Raw genomic sequence first — 15,443 nt, 5'->3', positions numbered from 1 at the left:
CTTCGAAACAAAGTCAGCCGCAGGCGGGTCAAAACGGTCATCGAAAATCTGATCTGGCTGGCCTCTCGAATGGTAGAGCATGCCAGACAAACGAAGCTCCGCTTCGGAAGACATAGTCCATGGTTTCAGACATTCCAGCGCATTTACGGGACCTTGTCGGGATAATAGATTGCGAACCTATGTTTCCGTTCAAGCTTTGCACAAGGGAAGCTTTGTTTCGTGATGTCTTTTTCAAGTGAATCGAGTCATCACCTCTGCTTTCTGCGCCTATCGTTACAACTGATAGTGATGGTTCTCTTATTCGTAACCCTTTCACGGATTCAGGGTAGTTCTACATTTACATTCCGTTCCTGACCGAATGGGAGATTGCGCATAAGATGTTGTAGATAACATACTACCCTGACCAATTGAGAGAGTGTTGCTAAGTAAACCAGCATCTGCACTCTTCTGACCGAATGGGAGAATGCATATAAGGAGCCCTACCCCTAACCTATATGTACTCCCGGGCACCAAAAAAGAGCCCGATGCACTTGCATGCATCAGGCTCACAGTCAAGCCGGGCCAAGTCAAGCCGTATTCAAGCGGAAGCGGCTTGGTCCTATTCCTTGATGGCGCCGATCATGACGCCTTTGACGAAATATTTTTGCAGGAACGGGTACAGCAGCAAAATGGGAACGGTGGCGACGATGATGGTCGCGTACTTGATCGTCTCCCCTATCGGCATCTTGTCGGCCGTCCCCGCCGACGTCAGCATGCTGTCCGTGCTGTTCGTTATCAGAATCTCGCGCAGCACAAGCTGCAGCGGGTATAATTCGCGATCGCGAAGGTAGATCATGGCGCCGAACCAGGAATTCCAGTGCCCCACGCCATAGAACAGAATCATGACCGCAATGACCGGCATCGAGAGCGGAAGGATGATGCGGATCATGACGGTGAAGTCGTTCGCGCCGTCCAGCTTGGCCGATTCCTCCAGGCTGTGCGGAATCGATTGGAACGCCGTCCTCATAATAATCAGGTTGAAGGCGCTGACGGCTCCCGGGATGATGAGCGCCCACAAGCTGTCCAGCATGCCGACCCCCGTCACGAGCAGGTAGCTCGGAATGAGCCCGCCGGAGAAAAACATCGTGAATACGATGAAGAACATAATCGGGTTCTTCCACATCACGTTTTGCCGGGACAGCCCGTAGGCGCCAAGGGCCGTCATGAAGACGTTGAGGCAGGTGCCTACACTGACAATGAACAGCGTGTTCAGATATCCGCTCGTAATCATCGGGTTGTCGAACACGAGCCGGTACGCTTCCAGGTTCAGCCCGGAAGGATGCCAGATCAAGCCGCGCTGCTGGACGACCCAGGCGGGCTCGCTGAGCGAAGCGAACAGGACGTAGATGAAGGGATACAGCGTGACGAGACATAGCAAGATAAGGAACAGAATGTTGAACATTTCAAAGATGCGTTCGCCAAGCGACATGTTGTTCACCGCATTACCTCCTTGAATCGGTACGAATCTGCGCCACCTGCCGGGCGTCACCACAGCTTCGAGTCGCTTGTCCGGCGGCTGACCGTGTTCGCAAGAATAAGCAGCGCGAAATTGATGACGGAGTTGAACAGGCCGATCGCGGCGCTGTAGCTGTAGTTCGCTTCGAGAAGCCCTTTGCGGTATACATAGGTGCCAATGACATCGGCCGTCTCATAGGTGGACGAGTTGTACATGAGCAATATTTTATCGGTGCTGACGGACATGATACTCCCCATCTGCAGAATAAGCAGAATGATCACGACAGGCATGATGCCCGGGATCGTAATATGGACGACCTGGCGCCATTTGGAGGCGCCGTCCACCTTCGCCGCTTCGTACAGGGAAGGATCGATGTTGGAGATCGCCGCCAAATAAATAATCGTACCCCAGCCGACGCCCTGCCAGATGCCGGAGGAGATATAGAGCGTCCTGAACCATCCCGGCTCCCGCAAATAAGCGACCGCCTCCACGCCGAACCAGCTCAGGATATTGTTGATCAGACCGTCCCGGGCGAGAAAATCGACCATCATCCCGACGATGACGACAATCGAGATGAAATGCGGAATGTACGTAATCGTCTGCACCGCCCGCTTGAACAGTTGATGGCGAAGCTCGTTCAGCATCAGCGCGAGGATGATCGGCGCCGGGAACGAGAAGATCAGCTCGTAGAGACTAAGCAGCAATGTGTTGCGTACGATGCGCCAGAAGAAGTGGCTGTTGAAAAATTCTTCGAAATATTTGAAACCGACCCAAGGGCTGTCCAGAAAGCCCAAGGCCGGAGAATAATCCTTGAATGCGATCTGAATGCCGTACATCGGGCCGTAATGGAATATCGCGTAGTATGCGACAACTGGCAGCAGCATCAAATAGACATATTTGTTCAGCTTGGCGTCGCGGATGACCCGCTGCAGGAAGCTCCGGTCCGCATTTGCATCCGGACTTCGTCCCGCGCGCGAGCGAGGACGCGCCGCCGCTTGCTTGGGGGTGGGCATGCCGATTCCTCCTTCTCTGCAACGGCTCGTGCCGGNNNCCCCCGCCCCGGCACGAACCGCCTGCTTTATCGCTTATTGAACCGATCCAGCGCGGCTTGCTGAATTTGGATCGCCTCCTCTATCCCCATCGATTGAATGGTCTCGACAAAAGCATCGAATCGGTCCAGCGGCTCGGCGCCCATGACGAATTTATTGAACATTTCCGATTTGTACGTATCGATATCCGCCATGATGGAAGCATAGGTGGAGCTCTCCTCCGACGTCCGCGTCAATGGAGGCAGCAGCTTGCTCCGGTCCGCATCGAGCCAGTTCTTCATCGCCTGCTTCTGCTCGGGCAGCTCGATATACTGCTCGATATAGCGTTTGTCCTGCACGAATGGCCCGGACCAGTTCACCGGCATATATTTGGCCATGGCTTCCGCGACCGGCAAGCCTTCCGGATTTTTCATAATCTCGTCCGTATATTTCGGATACCCGTTCTCCATCTGATAGCTGACGCCTTCAACGCCGAAATTGAACAGGAGATGGCCTTCCTCGCCATATTTATAATCCATCCATTTCACGATCTGCTCCGGATTGGGCGCAGTCGCCGAGACGGCGGCGCCAATGCCCGCGAACGGCGAATCGGCTTGGCCGAGCGCCTTCTTGCCCGGAATGGCGGTCGGATAAGGCGCCCCGACCAGCTCGAACTCCGGATGGGAGCCCTTCATCAGATTCGTGTATCGCCCGACCCCCGACCCATTATACGTGACGAGCGAGCCAAGCACATTGCTCGTCATCTTCGCATCCTGCAGCTTGCCGTCGGTGGTCGCGTAATCTTTATCCAGCAATCCTTCCTTATACCAGCGGTTCAGCATCGTCAAGTAATCCTTGTATTCCGGTTGAATCGGCCCGTACCTGATCTCGTCGCCTTCCCGGTAGAAGCCGTCGGTAATGCCGAACGCACCCACGAACGCGACATTAATATCCCGCAGCAGGAACGGGATTTCATCCTTCTTCCCGTTGCCGTTCGGATCGCCGTCCCGGAATGCGATCAGCATCTTCTCCCACTCCTCGATCGTCGCTGGCACCTGCAGGCCGAGCTTGTCGAGCCAATCCTTCCGAATCGCTGGCCCCATGAACGTTAGCAGCTCTTCATCCGGGCGCAGGAACGGAAACACGTAAATATTGCCTTCATCGGTCGTGACCAGCTTTTTCAGATCGGGCCGCGCCTCCAGCACCGCCTTCAGATTCGGCGCATGCTGGTCGATCAGCTCATTCAAGCGGAGAATGCGCTTCTCCTTAATCGCCTGATCCGGCCCCTTCGCGACGCCGCCCCATGTGTACTCGATGACATCCGGCAGCTTGCCGGAAGCGAGCATTAGATTGAACTGATCGGCTTCCTGCCCGGCGGGCGGATGCTGGAACGCGACCTTCGTTCCGGTCCGCTTCTCCAGCTCCTGATACGCCCCCATCTCGCTGAAGCTCTTCATCACGGTGCCGGCATTCCCGATCGGGGCCCAGTACGTTAAGGAAGCGGGATACGGCACTTCACCCGCGGGCGCATCGGCCGCTGGCTCCGCCGCCTGCTCGGACTTCCCGCCGCATGCGGCCAGCATTCCCGTCAGCATCACGAGAGACAGCAGCGTCAGGATCGTTCGTCGCCATAATAATTGTTGCATGACATGACCTCCCATCGAATGTGGTCTTCCATTTCGGTGATTGGCGAAAGCCTGCTTCCACTATAGCGATCCGTTCATCCGCCGGTAAGTAAACGTTTTCAAGAATGATTAGCGGATGGTATGATTGCCGGTATACCGTTGTTAAGATCGGTTAACCGTTCTTCCGATCGTCTTGTCCGGCCAGCATCTCGCGGTATTTGCCGGGCGTGACGCCCTCGTGTTTTTTGAAGAAGCGCAGGAAGCCGACGTCGCTCGCATAGCCGACCCGCTGCGCGATGTCCGAGATCGTCAGCCGGCTGTCCGTCAGCAATTCCTTTGCTTCCTCGACCCGCAGCTTGGCGATATATTCGGTGATGTTGCGTCCACCGTATTTTTTGAAGAAAGCGGAGATGTATGGCGATGTCATCTCGAACTCATCCGCCATCGCGTTCAGGCTGAAGTTCGGATCCCGGTAATTCTCCTCGATGTATACCGTCATCTTGCGGAGCAGCCGTTCATGATAATCGCTGCGTTCTCTCCATATGTACTGGCAGAGCGTGTCATACTGACGCATAATCCGCTCCTGCATCTCCTCCCCGGCTACGGGCCGTGCGGTCAATCCCACCGGGTCGATCGGCGAGCCGAACACCTCCCGATCATCGACTTGAATGCTGTTCGTGATTTTCATTAACGTCGTTAACAACTCAATCGTCAAGCAGCGAATCCGATCCGGAGTCACCTGCTCCCGCTGCCAATTCAGCTCGAAAATATGCTGCAGCAGCTTCGCCGTCTGTTCCGCGTCGCCGCTCTTGACGACGTTCATCAGCTGGATCTCCGTCTCAATCGGATAGTGATAGTGCGGAGCTTGTCCCGCGTCAATCTGTTCATACACCATCGTCGATTCCGTCCCGTGCACAATCCGGTAATCGAGTGCCATCAGCGCCTCACTGTAGGCGGCCGCGATCCGATCGATCCCGTGGTGAATCGAGCTGACGCCGCAAACGATGGACAGCTTGAAGCGAAGCTGCGCCGTCTCCTTCAGCGGCAGCAGCAGATCGTCCCGGATCGCGCTGACGGAGGCTGACGATTCCGGCACATTCAACAGCACGGCCAGCCGATCGCGCTCCAGCTCGACGATATAGCCCCGCCTCTGCAGCAGCTCATGTCCCAGGTTCGTCAGCACGAACCGGACCAGCCCCCATTCGCGTTCGGTATCCCCCTGGATGAATTGCGAGCAATCGGCGATATCGATCAGAATGACGCCGAAGTAGTCGTGATCAAGCCGGATATCCATGAAGTCGAGCGTCTCGCTCATCCCGTGAGACAAGCCGACATGGCCGCGAATGAGGCGCGACAGGAAATTCGCTCGCAGCACGGGCGCTTGCTCGGACAAGGTATGCCGCAGCTTATCCTCTTCCTCCAAGGTCCGGATGACCGATTGCTTGATCAGATCGAATTCGTCCCGGTACGTCTCTGCAGATGACCGTTCCCGCTGCGCCAACACCTTCACCACGCTCTTGATCGGCTGATAGGAGCGGTAGGCCATCGCATAGGAGCCGCCGATCCCCGCCGCGAGGCAGCCCACCAGAAGGATCAGCGCCCAGCGCTTGATGATGAGAACCTCCTGCAGGACCACCTTTTTCGGAATGACCGAAACATATTCCCAGCCGTTGCCTCCCTTGACGCGCGACAAGATCATCGGCTGCCCGTCGATGCGCATCTCGTTATAGCCGCTATCCTGCTGCAGATGACGCTGAATGGCGGAGGCCGTATCGCCGTGAACCGTCGACATCAGCACCTCCTGCTTTTCGTTAAGGATCATAAGCGAGCCGTCATTGACGCCTTCGATCTGCGTCAGCATCGCCCTTAGCTGCTGCTCGTCGATCTGAACGATCAATTGGCCTTTTATATCCGAGACATACTCATAAGGAAGAGATTGCACGAAGGTGATCATGTTGGATTGGACATTCTCCCGCCTGACGGATTCGGAAGGCAAATACTGCTTCGGATGGAGTCCCGTCAGCAACTGATGGCGGACCCATTCGCCGCTGCGGGCGGTGTAGATGGCGATGCGCGAGAAATAGAGGGAAGCATCTGTCTTCATCTCGGGGGTTAGAATCATATCGCTCCCTTGAAAATAGACCGCAAAATCATGGATAAAGCTGCTGATGTTTTTGTATTTATTCAACTCCTTCAAGGCGTCAATCACCTTCAATTGCTTCTCCAGCCCTTCGCTGCCGGCATTGTTCAGCAGCCACCTGACCTTGGGATTGAACGCCACCTGGGCCGTCAACTGCTCCACTTCCTTCAATCTGGAATCCGTAATCTGATTGAGCTGCTTCAGGAGGCCGATGTTCGTCCTGATCGCGTGATTGATCATAATCTCCTCCGTGCGGTAGTAAAAAACGCCTGCCACCGTCACCGGCAGCAGCAGGATAGCCAGGTACGACAGCAGCAGGGTCAAAAAAACGCTCCTCCTCGTCATGCTCCCCCTCCAGGCGCGAATGCTCCAGCGATCCTTCATCTCTGTTCCCCCTTCCCTCTTCTTCAATAATGCGACTCGCACTACTCGCACTATAATCATTTATCTTAGTGGATGAAAAGAAGATGCGCCATTTTCAATATGGTAAAATAACAGATACTTATCGCATCAATCCAAGGAAATGAGTGAAGGCCATGCTGACATCATTAGAACATATCCGCATATACAGGGAAGGACGCGGCGATCCGGCGCTGCTCGCGGACAATCGCTGGCTGCAATATATCGTTACGGCCGAGGAGCGCATCGTCAATCTGGAGCGGATCCAGTCGCTGCAGCAGCTGGCGAACTCCAATCCGGTGCTGGATTACGTGGAGCGCACCTTGCAGGTGCTGGATGTGCTGCCGCTGTCGTTCTGGATTAAGGAGACGATCGAAGAGGTATTGAAATGGTCGGAGACGGCCAAGGGCGGGAGCGTTCGGCAACGGATCGCCTGGCAGGAGCAGGGCATCTCCTTGTTCGCCCATAATATAGGCTCGGCGCAGCTGTACGGGCAGCACACGCGGAATCAGCGGCAGGAACGCGTGCTGCTCACCCATACGCTCATACTTACGCATGGCCTTATCGGCCAATATTTGCGCGGCGAGGTTCCGCTGGCGGAGAATGCGCCGCTCTATCATCTTATCGAGCGAGGCATCGTCTCGGCGCAGGAAATGCGTGATCTGCTCCTGCCGCTGAACCAGTGCATTATCGGGGCGGTATCCCCGGAGCTGTGGAATGCGCTGAAGGCCGATACCGAGCTCGTCATCGACCAGATTGTGAGCGGTCGCTTCGCCGAAGGGTTCACCCTTCCTGATCGCATCCGCCGGCTGCGGGCGATGTCCGGGCGGCGCGGCGAGAATACGGAAGCGGAGCTGGCGAAGCTGGCGGAGCAGCCGCGGGCGCTGGAATCGCTCCAGGCGTTGGAGCCGAAGACGCTCTGGTATGTGGAAGCCGCGCTCCATGAGTGTACGTTCGAGGAATTCGTGAAGATTTTCCTATTGGCGCTGGCAGCGCCGGAGATGGGACCCCACATCCGGCATATCAGCTTCGAGCGCCTGATGAATGGGATGTACTATGATTACCGGGGCCGGAAGCATTTGAACTTCTATAAAAAGCGGATGATCGAGCAGGCGCTCCGCTCCTTGACCTGCGACGGCATTGCGAACGGAGCGAAGCCGGACAGTCCGCATCTGGACTTGCGAATCGAACGGGCGGACGGGATGGCCGACAGCGTCTACGTGAACTTCGTCTTCTCCCCTGCCGCGGAGAAGCTGATTGAGTTCTGCATCGAAGCCGAGAAGACGCCCCTCTACGAGCGGGCCATTCTGATGCTGTTCGATCTGTTCGAGCTGCGGCGCGACGCCTATGACCGCTTCCACAACGAGGAGGCATATCTGACTGATATGAACCGGTCGGCCGATTACAAGCAGGTCATCCTCGACTACGTGACGGGCTCGCGCGTCATTGATATCGGGCCCGGCGGCGGCGTGATGCTTGACCTGCTCGAAGAGCGGCTGCCGGAAGTGGAAGCGATCGGCATCGACATTTCCCAAAATGTCATAGAGGCTCTGGAACGGAAGAAGCAATTGGAGAACCGGCGCTGGCGGGTCATGAAGGGCGATGCCCTCGATTTGAAGCAGTACGTTGCTCCGCAGAGCATCGATACGGTGATCTTCTCTTCGATTCTGCATGAGCTGTATTCTTATATTGAATATGAAGGACAGCGGTTCAATCCGAAGACGGTCGCCGCCGCCCTGCGCAGCGCATTCGATGTGCTCTCTCCAGGCGGACGCATCATCATTCGCGACGGCATTATGAGCGAGCCGGAAGAGCAGATGCGGATGATCCGCTTCCGGAACGCGGACGGCATGCCGTGGCTGGAGCGGTATGCCAAAGACTTTGCCGGGCGGCGCATCTCGTTCGAGCGCCTGTCCCCGTTCGAGGCGAAGCTGCCGATCAATGACGCGATGGAATTTCTGTACACCTACACCTGGGGACCTGAAGCGTACGTGCATGAGGTGCAGGAGCAGTTCGGCTATTTCACGCCGACGCAGTATGCGGAGTTCATTCAGCACACCCTTGGCGAGCGTGCGGCGATTCTCCGCTGCGATCATTATTTGCAGGACGGATATACCGAGGCGCTGGCGCCGAAAATCAGCTTGTTCAATGAACGCGGGGAGCCTGTCCGCCTGCCGGACAGCACCTGCTTGATCGTGATTGAGAAGAAGTAGCGCGCCAACCAGCTATTTCTCGGCTACGGGCATTTGGCAAAGCCGGAGACCCGGGAAGGAATCAAACGGCTGCAGCGAGCGTTAGCCGAACTTCCACGGCGGTTCTCCGGCCGGGAGAAGCCGTGAACCGGGATGTTCTGGTTCCCGGTTCTTCTCCCCACCAGGCTTGAAGCACGGCCGCTTACCCGATGCCCTGCTCCTTGGCATAATTGCCCCAATGCGGACGGCTTCCGTCGGCATCGGTGAACGGGTACCGCTCGGATAAGCCCCATGTGCTGAGGCTCTTGCCCGACAGGTCCAGCTTGTCCGGATCGGCGGCCAGCGCCGCAATCGCCCGGCCGATATAGACCGGCGTCTCCGACATCAGAAAATGCGGCTCTTTCTTCCCCGCCTCTCTCCAATTCTCCTCCGTCACGCCGAAATGATCCAGCATCTCCTCGGAACGAAGGAAGCCCGGCGTAACGGCGACGGCGGTTACCCCATGCGGACGCAGATCCTCCGCCATCGCGGCGGCGAGATGAATCGCGGATATTTTGGCCAGACTGTAATACAGATTGCCGCGGTAACGATAATCGATGCCATCCGTAATCTCGATGATAATGCCCTGCCGCCGGGCCACCATGAGCGGCGCGCCGTAATAGCTCGTCATCATATGGGAATGGACGGCCTGCTGCTGCATCCGCAGCCCGTTGGCCAGCGAATGCTCCCAGAAGGCGGCTCCCCACTGGGTCAGCGACTCGCCTCCCCATACGTCGTTCACCAATATATCCAGCTGACCGTTCTGCTCGGCCCGAATCCGCTCGAACAGCGCCTTCACTTCCTCCTCGACCGTATGATCGACACGTACCGGAATGCCCTGGCCTCCATGGGCCGTCACCAGCTCCGCCGTCTCCTCGATTGTCTCGCTCCGGCCCATGTCGGACTGACGGCCGCGTACCGAACGGCCCGTGCAATATACGGTGGCTCCAGCCTCTCCCAGCATCGTGGCGATTCCTCTGCCCGCTCCCCGCGTCGCTCCCGCTACTACGGCCACCTTCCCATCCAATGGCTTCATTCCTCATCATCCTCTCTGAATTCTTGACTACGAACCTAGTGTACCCGACCCAATATGACATCTATTGTCATATTGATATGATATGATGAGATTTGATGAGCACGCTGCAAATGAACGGAGAAAGAAAAAGATTACACGGGAAAGAGGATGATAGGATGCGCGCGGATCGGCTGTTATCCATCGTGCTGCTGCTGCAGAATTATGGCAAATTGACATCGAAGGAGTTGGCCCGGAGGCTGGAGGTATCCGAGCGGACTATCATGCGCGACATGGATGCCCTCAGCGCCGCCGGCATTCCGGTGTACGCGGATCGCGGATCGAACGGCGGCTGGATGCTGGCAGAGGGATACCGCACGACATTGACGGGGATGAAGGCGACGGAGCTTCTGTCGCTGCTGCTGATCCCCTCCTCCCTGCTCGATGATCTCGGCCTTCGGGAAGAGGGAGACAGCGCCCTGCGGAAGCTGCTCGCCTCCACGACCGCCGAGCAGCGGCGGGATGCGGAATTTGCCCGGGAGCGCCTCCATATCGACGGGGCGGGTTGGCATGAGTCGACGAAGGAATCGTCGCCCTGTCTGCCCCTGCTGCAGGAGGCCGTCTGGGAAGAGCGGGCGGTTCGCGTGGAATATGAACGCGAGGATGGCGTCGTGACCCGGACGCTTCACCCGCTCGGGCTCGTGGCCAAGCGGAATGTGTGGTATCTTGTCGCGGAGACCGGCGAAGCCTCGCTGCGCACGTACCGCTTGTCGCGGCTGCGGCATGCCGAGCTGCTGGACAAGACCTTCGCGCGCCCCGCCGGCTTCGACCTCGCCTCCTACTGGGCGCAATCGACGGCCCAGTTCACCGCGAGCCTGCCGCGCTACCCGGCACGTATACGGCTGCGCGACGATGTGTTGGCGCGCTTGTCCCAGGACCGGTACGTCCGTGTCGGTCCGGTCCGGGCGGCAGGCGGCGGATGGTCCGAGGCCGAGGTCGAATTCCATACGCTGGAATCGGCCGCCGAGACGATTCTCCGCTTCGGGCCGCGGATGGTGGCCATTGCGCCGGCCGAGCTGCGCGCCGCGGTCATCGCGGAAGCGAAGGCGCTGCTGGCGCAATACGGCGAGGAGCAGGCCTGAGGCCGCTAATCGAGCGAGGCCTGTTCCTTTTTTTCTTCCAGGGTATAGGTTGCCGTGTTATTTATTTGTATACTGGTATCAATTCCTTTGCCGGAGGTGCATATATCATGCCGCAAGATTCGAAGGTGAGCGTAGCTCAACATTATTTGCGGGTCGTCATTGACAAATTCACGAGCCTGAAAGCGGATGCCGAGCGGGCGATGGCTCAGCTTCAGGAGCAGGATCTCCATTGGGCAATGAACGAGGACTCGAATAGCGTCGCCGTTATCGTCCAGCATATGAGCGGCAATATGATTTCCCGCTGGACCGACTTCCTGACAAGCGACGGGGAGAAGCCGGATCGCAATCGCGACGATGAGTTCATCGATTCGATTCGTTCCATAGACGATCTGCTGCGGGTATGGAATCGAGGCTGGGACGTATTTCTGAATACGCTTCGCTCCCTGACCGCGGACGATCTGTTGGCGACGGTCACTATCCGGAACGAAGCCCATACCGTTCTGGAAGCGATCGAGCGCCAGATGTCGCATTATTCATATCATGTCGGCCAGATTGTCTACGTCGCGAAGCAGATTCGCTCCGAGGAATGGAGCACATTATCGATTCCCCGCAAAAGCAAAAAATAAGGCTCCGGCACAGGGCAGGTCTGTCAGTAGCAGGCCTGCCCTTATCTATGGACGTGCTCCCGTCTTAAGCTGCTTTCCGGCGGCGTCCCTGATAGAGGAGATTCCCTCCCCTCTACCGCTTGGCATATCGCTCGATCATGTCCGCCAGCTTCTCCGTCGTGCCGATCGCATCGCCTGAGTGCGAATCCATCCGCTGCACGTACTCCTCCCGCTTCTCTCCCAGCCTGTGAATCATGTGCAGTAAGGCGTCCGACGACACGTCCGCATCATGCAGCACCTCGGCGAAGCCTCTGTCCGCGAACGATCTGGCGTTCAGGATCTGATCCCCCCGGCTGGACCCCTTCGGTAGCGGAATCAGCAGCATCGGCTTGCGCAGCGACAGCAATTCAAAGATCGCGTTCGATCCGGCCCGCGAGATGACGATGTCGGACATTGCCATCAGATGGGGCAGTTCGTCTTGGACGAATTCGAATTGCTTATAGCCGGGAAGGTGCAGAGCTTCGTCCACCTGGCCTGCGCCGCAAATATGCACGATCCGGAAGGTGTCGAGCAGAGAACGCAGATTGGCCCGGATCGCCTGGTTGATGCTTTTGGCGCCCAAGCTGCCGCCCATGACAAGCAGGACCTTCTTTCCCGCCGGGAATCCGCAATGCAGCCGCCCCTTGGCGGCATTGCCCAGCCGCAGCTCCTCGCGGACGATCGCGCCGACGTATTCCGCTTTGCCGCTGCGGATATGCTGAAGCGTCTCAGGGAACGTCGCACAGATCCGGGTTGCGAACGGAGTGGCGATACGGTTCGCCAAGCCGGGCGTCATATCCGACTCGTGGATGACGGCCGGCACCCGCCGCATCCATCCGGCCGCGACGACCGGCACGGACACGAATCCTCCCTTGGAGAAAATGATCCGGGGCCCAATGCGCCTCAATAACGCATAGGCTTGGCCACAACCTTTTAAGACCTTGAACGGATCCTTCACATTGTTCCAATCCGCATAGCGCCTCAGCTTCCCGGTCGCGATCCCGTGATACTCCACTTCAGGGAAGGACGACATAATCTTCCTCTCGATTCCTTCGTACGACCCGATATAGTGAATATCCCAATTCCGCTCCAGCAGCTTCGGAATCAAGGCGGCATTGACGGTAACGTGACCTGCCGAGCCTCCTCCGGTCAATACTATCTTTTTATTCTTCATCAGCTACCCCCATCCCGCGCCTCGTTGTCCGTTCATCATGATGCCCTGCTGACAGGCTTCGGACATGCGAATTCCCTTCCGATATGGATAGGATGGAATGTCCGCCAGCCATCGCGAAGATAATAGTTTACATAATATTATTTATGAAAACTTCATATCCCGCTCTCACTGGAAGCATTTCGCATAACGAGGAACATAGCGGTTTGACATCCTGTGTATTTGCCTTATTGTATTCTACCGTTTCCCGGTTGGGCAATAATAGGTTACGGCTTCGGCAGCCGTACCGTAAAGGTAAAGTGTCCATGCTCATGCCGGAGCGTAATCGTGCCGCCATGCAGCTCGACGATGTTTTTCGCAATGGATAGCCCCAGACCGGAGCCGGATTGAATCGCATGCGCCGTGCGGGAATCATCGGCCTTGTAGAAGCGTTCAAACAGATGCTTCTCCTGCTCCGCCGTAATCGGCTTGCCCTCGTTCTCGATCGCAACGCTCAGATGGCCGTTCCCGGATTGGAACGAAACATAGATATCGCCCGGCTTGATCGAAAATTTCAAGGCATTCAGCAGCAGATTGTCGAGGGCCCGGATGATCTTTTCGCTATCCACCTGAACCAGGGCAGGCGCCGGTTCAAGCTGCCAATGCATGTGCACCCCATACTCCTGGGCAATCGGCTCGAATTCCACGAGCAACTGCTCCAGCAGTTCCCGCAGATCGACCGGCTCCTTCTGGACCTTCACATCGGTTGAAGTCAGGCGCGTATACTCGAACAAATCGTCGATCAAATATTTCAGATGAATCGCCTTCTTGTACGTATTGTGAATGAATCGCTCCTGCTCCTCCGTGTCTTGATATGATTTGCTCGTCAATAAATCCAGGTACCCGATAATGCTCGTTAGCGGCGTCCGCAGATCATGGGAAATCCCCGTAATCAGCGCCATTTTCGCTTGCTCCTGCTCCCGTTCATTGGCTTGCTGAAGCATCAGCGCCTCCGCCATCGCATTGATGCTGTCCGCTACTCTGCCCAGCTCATCCTCCCGTTCCGCGGGCACCCGGTAAGTAAGATCGCCCTGAGAGATGACATGGAGCCCCTCGACCAGCGTCATCACATCGTGAACAATCGGCCGGGTGAAGTAGAAGAACAGCGCCGTGAAGAGGCCCGCAAATATAAAGATGTCGAGCACGGCAATATACGGCGCGATCGGATAATGATTCTTAATGTGATTAAATAAAATCATAATCAGCACCGTCAACAATAAGCTGAGCACGAACCGCCACAATATCGCGCCCCGGATACTTTTGCGGATATGGAATAGAGTTACGAGTTTATTTATCAATTTTATATCCTACTCCCCAGACGGTCTTAATATATTGCGGGCTGCGCGGGTTCAGCTCAAGCTTTTCGCGCAGATTGCGGATATGCACCATAACCGTGTTGTCCGAATACCCTGCGGGCTCCTTCCATACGCGCTCATAGATGCGATCGGCATGGAACACCTGGCCGCGATGCTTCGCCAGCAGCTCCAGGATCGAGAATTCAATCGGTGTCAAGCTGACCGCGCGCTCTCGTACCGTAACCTCGTGTTGAACCCGATCGATGACGAGGTCGCCGACGCGAATTATCTCCTCGTTCGGCGCCTGAGATTCCGCGTACTTCTGGCGGCGCAGCTGGGCCTTCACCCGGGCCATCAGCTCCAGCGGATTGAATGGCTTCGCCACATAATCATCGGCTCCGGTCGTCAGTCCGTTGATTTTGTCGATATCCTCTTCCTTGGCGGACAGCATAATAATCGGAACACTTGAAGTTTCTCTTATTTTCATACAGGTCCGAATCCCGTCCATATTCGGCATCATCACGTCCAGAATAACGACGTTAACCGGTTCGCTATTCAATCGTTCGAGCGCTTCCAGACCGTCGGAAGCTTCACGAACTTGATAACCTTCATTGCGCAAATATACATGGATGACATCCCGAATCTCCGGATCATCATCCACGATTAATATCGTCGCCGTCATGCCTTCCCTCATCCTTATGCTTCATGATGAACATCACGCTTCCCAATACGATCCAGACAACCTCCAGCCCATAGGACAGATCGAGTGCCATGCTCATCCTCGCTCCCCCCTCTATCCTTTCCCTCCTTATCTTATCGCAAAAAATTGAAGTTCTCCCCGCGGAAAAACTAAAGAAATTCTAAAAGTCCGGTGAATTAGTGCAGTTGTAGCCGTCTGATGGACATGCAAAACGAGTAAAACAACTCAGCCAGCGCTGAAATGAGTAGGCGTGACAACGCCTCTGTCATCACGGATTTCGTTTTTTGGCATGCCGACATACCAGTTCGAGATCGCTTTTTCCCAAACCGGCATAGTCTTTTCAGATTTTGAACGATCGCCGTCAGTAGCGCCTGTTCTTGCATGCAGTCGAGTCCGCGGCTCCGTGCACGATCCATGCCATGCGCAACTTTGCTTTCAGCAAACACATGCTCACAGCGGGTTCGTAACTTTTGCAGATGACGGTAAGAACCCGTTAGCTGAATCCGTTTAGCTCTGTTTCGG

Annotated in this window: 13 protein-coding genes and 1 pseudogene; 4 read left to right on the top strand and 10 right to left on the bottom strand. The window is 56.3% G+C overall.

Annotated elements, in window-relative coordinates:
- Nucleotides 1-165, top strand: a pseudogene (locus ABD76_RS29105) (IS1380 family transposase); the annotation flags it as partial.
- 433 nt (nt 166-598) lie between these two features.
- Here the strand turns inward: ABD76_RS29105 and ABD76_RS01700 are convergent.
- From ABD76_RS01700 to ABD76_RS01685, 4 genes are all read right to left on the bottom strand, one after another.
- Nucleotides 599-1,468 carry a carbohydrate ABC transporter permease gene (locus ABD76_RS01700; protein WP_197253755.1) on the bottom strand — a complete coding sequence of 290 codons (870 nt, stop codon included), beginning with the start codon at nt 1,466-1,468 and terminating at the stop codon, nt 599-601.
- Nucleotides 1,469-1,524: 56 nt separating this feature from the next.
- Complete coding sequence (locus ABD76_RS01695) at nt 1,525-2,508, bottom strand: ABC transporter permease (protein WP_242069296.1); 984 nt, start codon at nt 2,506-2,508, stop codon at nt 1,525-1,527.
- Between the two features lie 65 nt (nt 2,509-2,573).
- On the bottom strand, nt 2,574-4,169 hold the full coding sequence (locus ABD76_RS01690; RefSeq protein WP_197253747.1) for an extracellular solute-binding protein: 1,596 nt from the start codon (nt 4,167-4,169) through the stop codon (nt 2,574-2,576).
- Between the two features lie 151 nt (nt 4,170-4,320).
- Nucleotides 4,321-6,672 carry a helix-turn-helix domain-containing protein gene (locus tag ABD76_RS01685; protein ID WP_242069295.1) on the bottom strand — a complete coding sequence of 784 codons (2,352 nt, stop codon included), beginning with the start codon at nt 6,670-6,672 and terminating at the stop codon, nt 4,321-4,323.
- A 152-nt stretch (nt 6,673-6,824) separates the two neighbouring features.
- Between ABD76_RS01685 and ABD76_RS01680 the strand changes: the two genes are divergently transcribed.
- On the top strand, nt 6,825-8,900 hold the full coding sequence (locus tag ABD76_RS01680) for a class I SAM-dependent methyltransferase (protein ID WP_197253737.1): 2,076 nt from the start codon (nt 6,825-6,827) through the stop codon (nt 8,898-8,900).
- 181 nt (nt 8,901-9,081) lie between these two features.
- Here ABD76_RS01680 and ABD76_RS01675 read toward each other — a convergent pair whose 3' ends face one another.
- The gene (locus ABD76_RS01675; RefSeq protein WP_197253734.1) at nt 9,082-9,954 is read right to left on the bottom strand and encodes an SDR family oxidoreductase; all 873 of its coding nucleotides are present in this window, start codon (nt 9,952-9,954) and stop codon (nt 9,082-9,084) included.
- Between the two features lie 155 nt (nt 9,955-10,109).
- Between ABD76_RS01675 and ABD76_RS01670 the strand changes: the two genes are divergently transcribed.
- Together ABD76_RS01670 and ABD76_RS01665 are read left to right on the top strand one after the other, a co-directional pair.
- Nucleotides 10,110-11,072, top strand: a complete 963-nt coding sequence (locus tag ABD76_RS01670; RefSeq protein WP_197253732.1) for a helix-turn-helix transcriptional regulator — start codon at nt 10,110-10,112, stop codon at nt 11,070-11,072.
- Between the two features lie 107 nt (nt 11,073-11,179).
- On the top strand, nt 11,180-11,698 hold the full coding sequence (locus tag ABD76_RS01665; RefSeq protein WP_206765486.1) for a DUF1572 family protein: 519 nt from the start codon (nt 11,180-11,182) through the stop codon (nt 11,696-11,698).
- Between the two features lie 112 nt (nt 11,699-11,810).
- Here the strand turns inward: ABD76_RS01665 and ABD76_RS01660 are convergent, their stop codons facing one another.
- From ABD76_RS01660 to ABD76_RS01645, 5 genes are all read right to left on the bottom strand, one after another.
- Nucleotides 11,811-12,890, bottom strand: coding sequence for an undecaprenyldiphospho-muramoylpentapeptide beta-N-acetylglucosaminyltransferase (locus ABD76_RS01660; RefSeq protein WP_197253730.1), 1,080 nt, complete (start codon nt 12,888-12,890; stop codon nt 11,811-11,813).
- 263 nt (nt 12,891-13,153) lie between these two features.
- The gene (locus ABD76_RS01655) at nt 13,154-14,224 is read right to left on the bottom strand and encodes a sensor histidine kinase (protein ID WP_197253728.1); all 1,071 of its coding nucleotides are present in this window, start codon (nt 14,222-14,224) and stop codon (nt 13,154-13,156) included.
- Entirely contained in the window at nt 14,214-14,903 is a 690-nt protein-coding gene (locus ABD76_RS01650) for a response regulator transcription factor (protein ID WP_197253726.1), read from the bottom strand. Before ABD76_RS01650 ends, ABD76_RS01655 begins: the two co-directional genes overlap by 11 nt.
- Entirely contained in the window at nt 14,875-15,000 is a 126-nt protein-coding gene (locus ABD76_RS30115; protein ID WP_275100741.1) for a hypothetical protein, read from the bottom strand. Before ABD76_RS30115 ends, ABD76_RS01650 begins: the two co-directional genes overlap by 29 nt.
- Before the next feature lie 97 nt (nt 15,001-15,097).
- Nucleotides 15,098-15,443, bottom strand: a 346-nt coding sequence (locus tag ABD76_RS01645) for a transposase (protein ID WP_197253583.1), incomplete at its 5' end; no start/stop codon positions are given.

Origin of the sequence: Paenibacillus dendritiformis (assembly GCF_015845845.1) — a bacterium.
Classification (GTDB): Bacteria; Bacillota; Bacilli; order Paenibacillales; family Paenibacillaceae; genus Paenibacillus_B; species Paenibacillus_B dendritiformis_C.
The sequence above is the reverse complement of the archived record's forward strand: the minus strand, read 5'-3'. Positions and strand labels throughout refer to the sequence as shown.

Bases quoted from the DNA above. Each gene is read 5' to 3' on its own strand.
- ABD76_RS01700 (WP_197253755.1), bottom strand. From the start codon at position 1,468: ATGTCGCTTGGCGAACGCATCTTTGAAATGTTCAACATTCTGTTCCTT.
- ABD76_RS01695 (WP_242069296.1), bottom strand. From the start codon at position 2,508: ATGCCCACCCCCAAGCAAGCGGCGGCGCGTCCTCGCTCGCGCGCGGGA.
- ABD76_RS01690 (WP_197253747.1), bottom strand. From the start codon at position 4,169: ATGCAACAATTATTATGGCGACGAACGATCCTGACGCTGCTGTCTCTC.
- ABD76_RS01685 (WP_242069295.1), bottom strand. From the start codon at position 6,672: ATGAAGGATCGCTGGAGCATTCGCGCCTGGAGGGGGAGCATGACGAGG.
- ABD76_RS01680 (WP_197253737.1), top strand. From the start codon at position 6,825: ATGCTGACATCATTAGAACATATCCGCATATACAGGGAAGGACGCGGC.
- ABD76_RS01675 (WP_197253734.1), bottom strand. From the start codon at position 9,954: ATGAAGCCATTGGATGGGAAGGTGGCCGTAGTAGCGGGAGCGACGCGG.
- ABD76_RS01670 (WP_197253732.1), top strand. From the start codon at position 10,110: ATGCGCGCGGATCGGCTGTTATCCATCGTGCTGCTGCTGCAGAATTAT.
- ABD76_RS01665 (WP_206765486.1), top strand. From the start codon at position 11,180: ATGCCGCAAGATTCGAAGGTGAGCGTAGCTCAACATTATTTGCGGGTC.
- ABD76_RS01660 (WP_197253730.1), bottom strand. From the start codon at position 12,890: ATGAAGAATAAAAAGATAGTATTGACCGGAGGAGGCTCGGCAGGTCAC.
- ABD76_RS01650 (WP_197253726.1), bottom strand. From the start codon at position 14,903: ATGACGGCGACGATATTAATCGTGGATGATGATCCGGAGATTCGGGAT.
- ABD76_RS30115 (WP_275100741.1), bottom strand. From the start codon at position 15,000: ATGAGCATGGCACTCGATCTGTCCTATGGGCTGGAGGTTGTCTGGATC.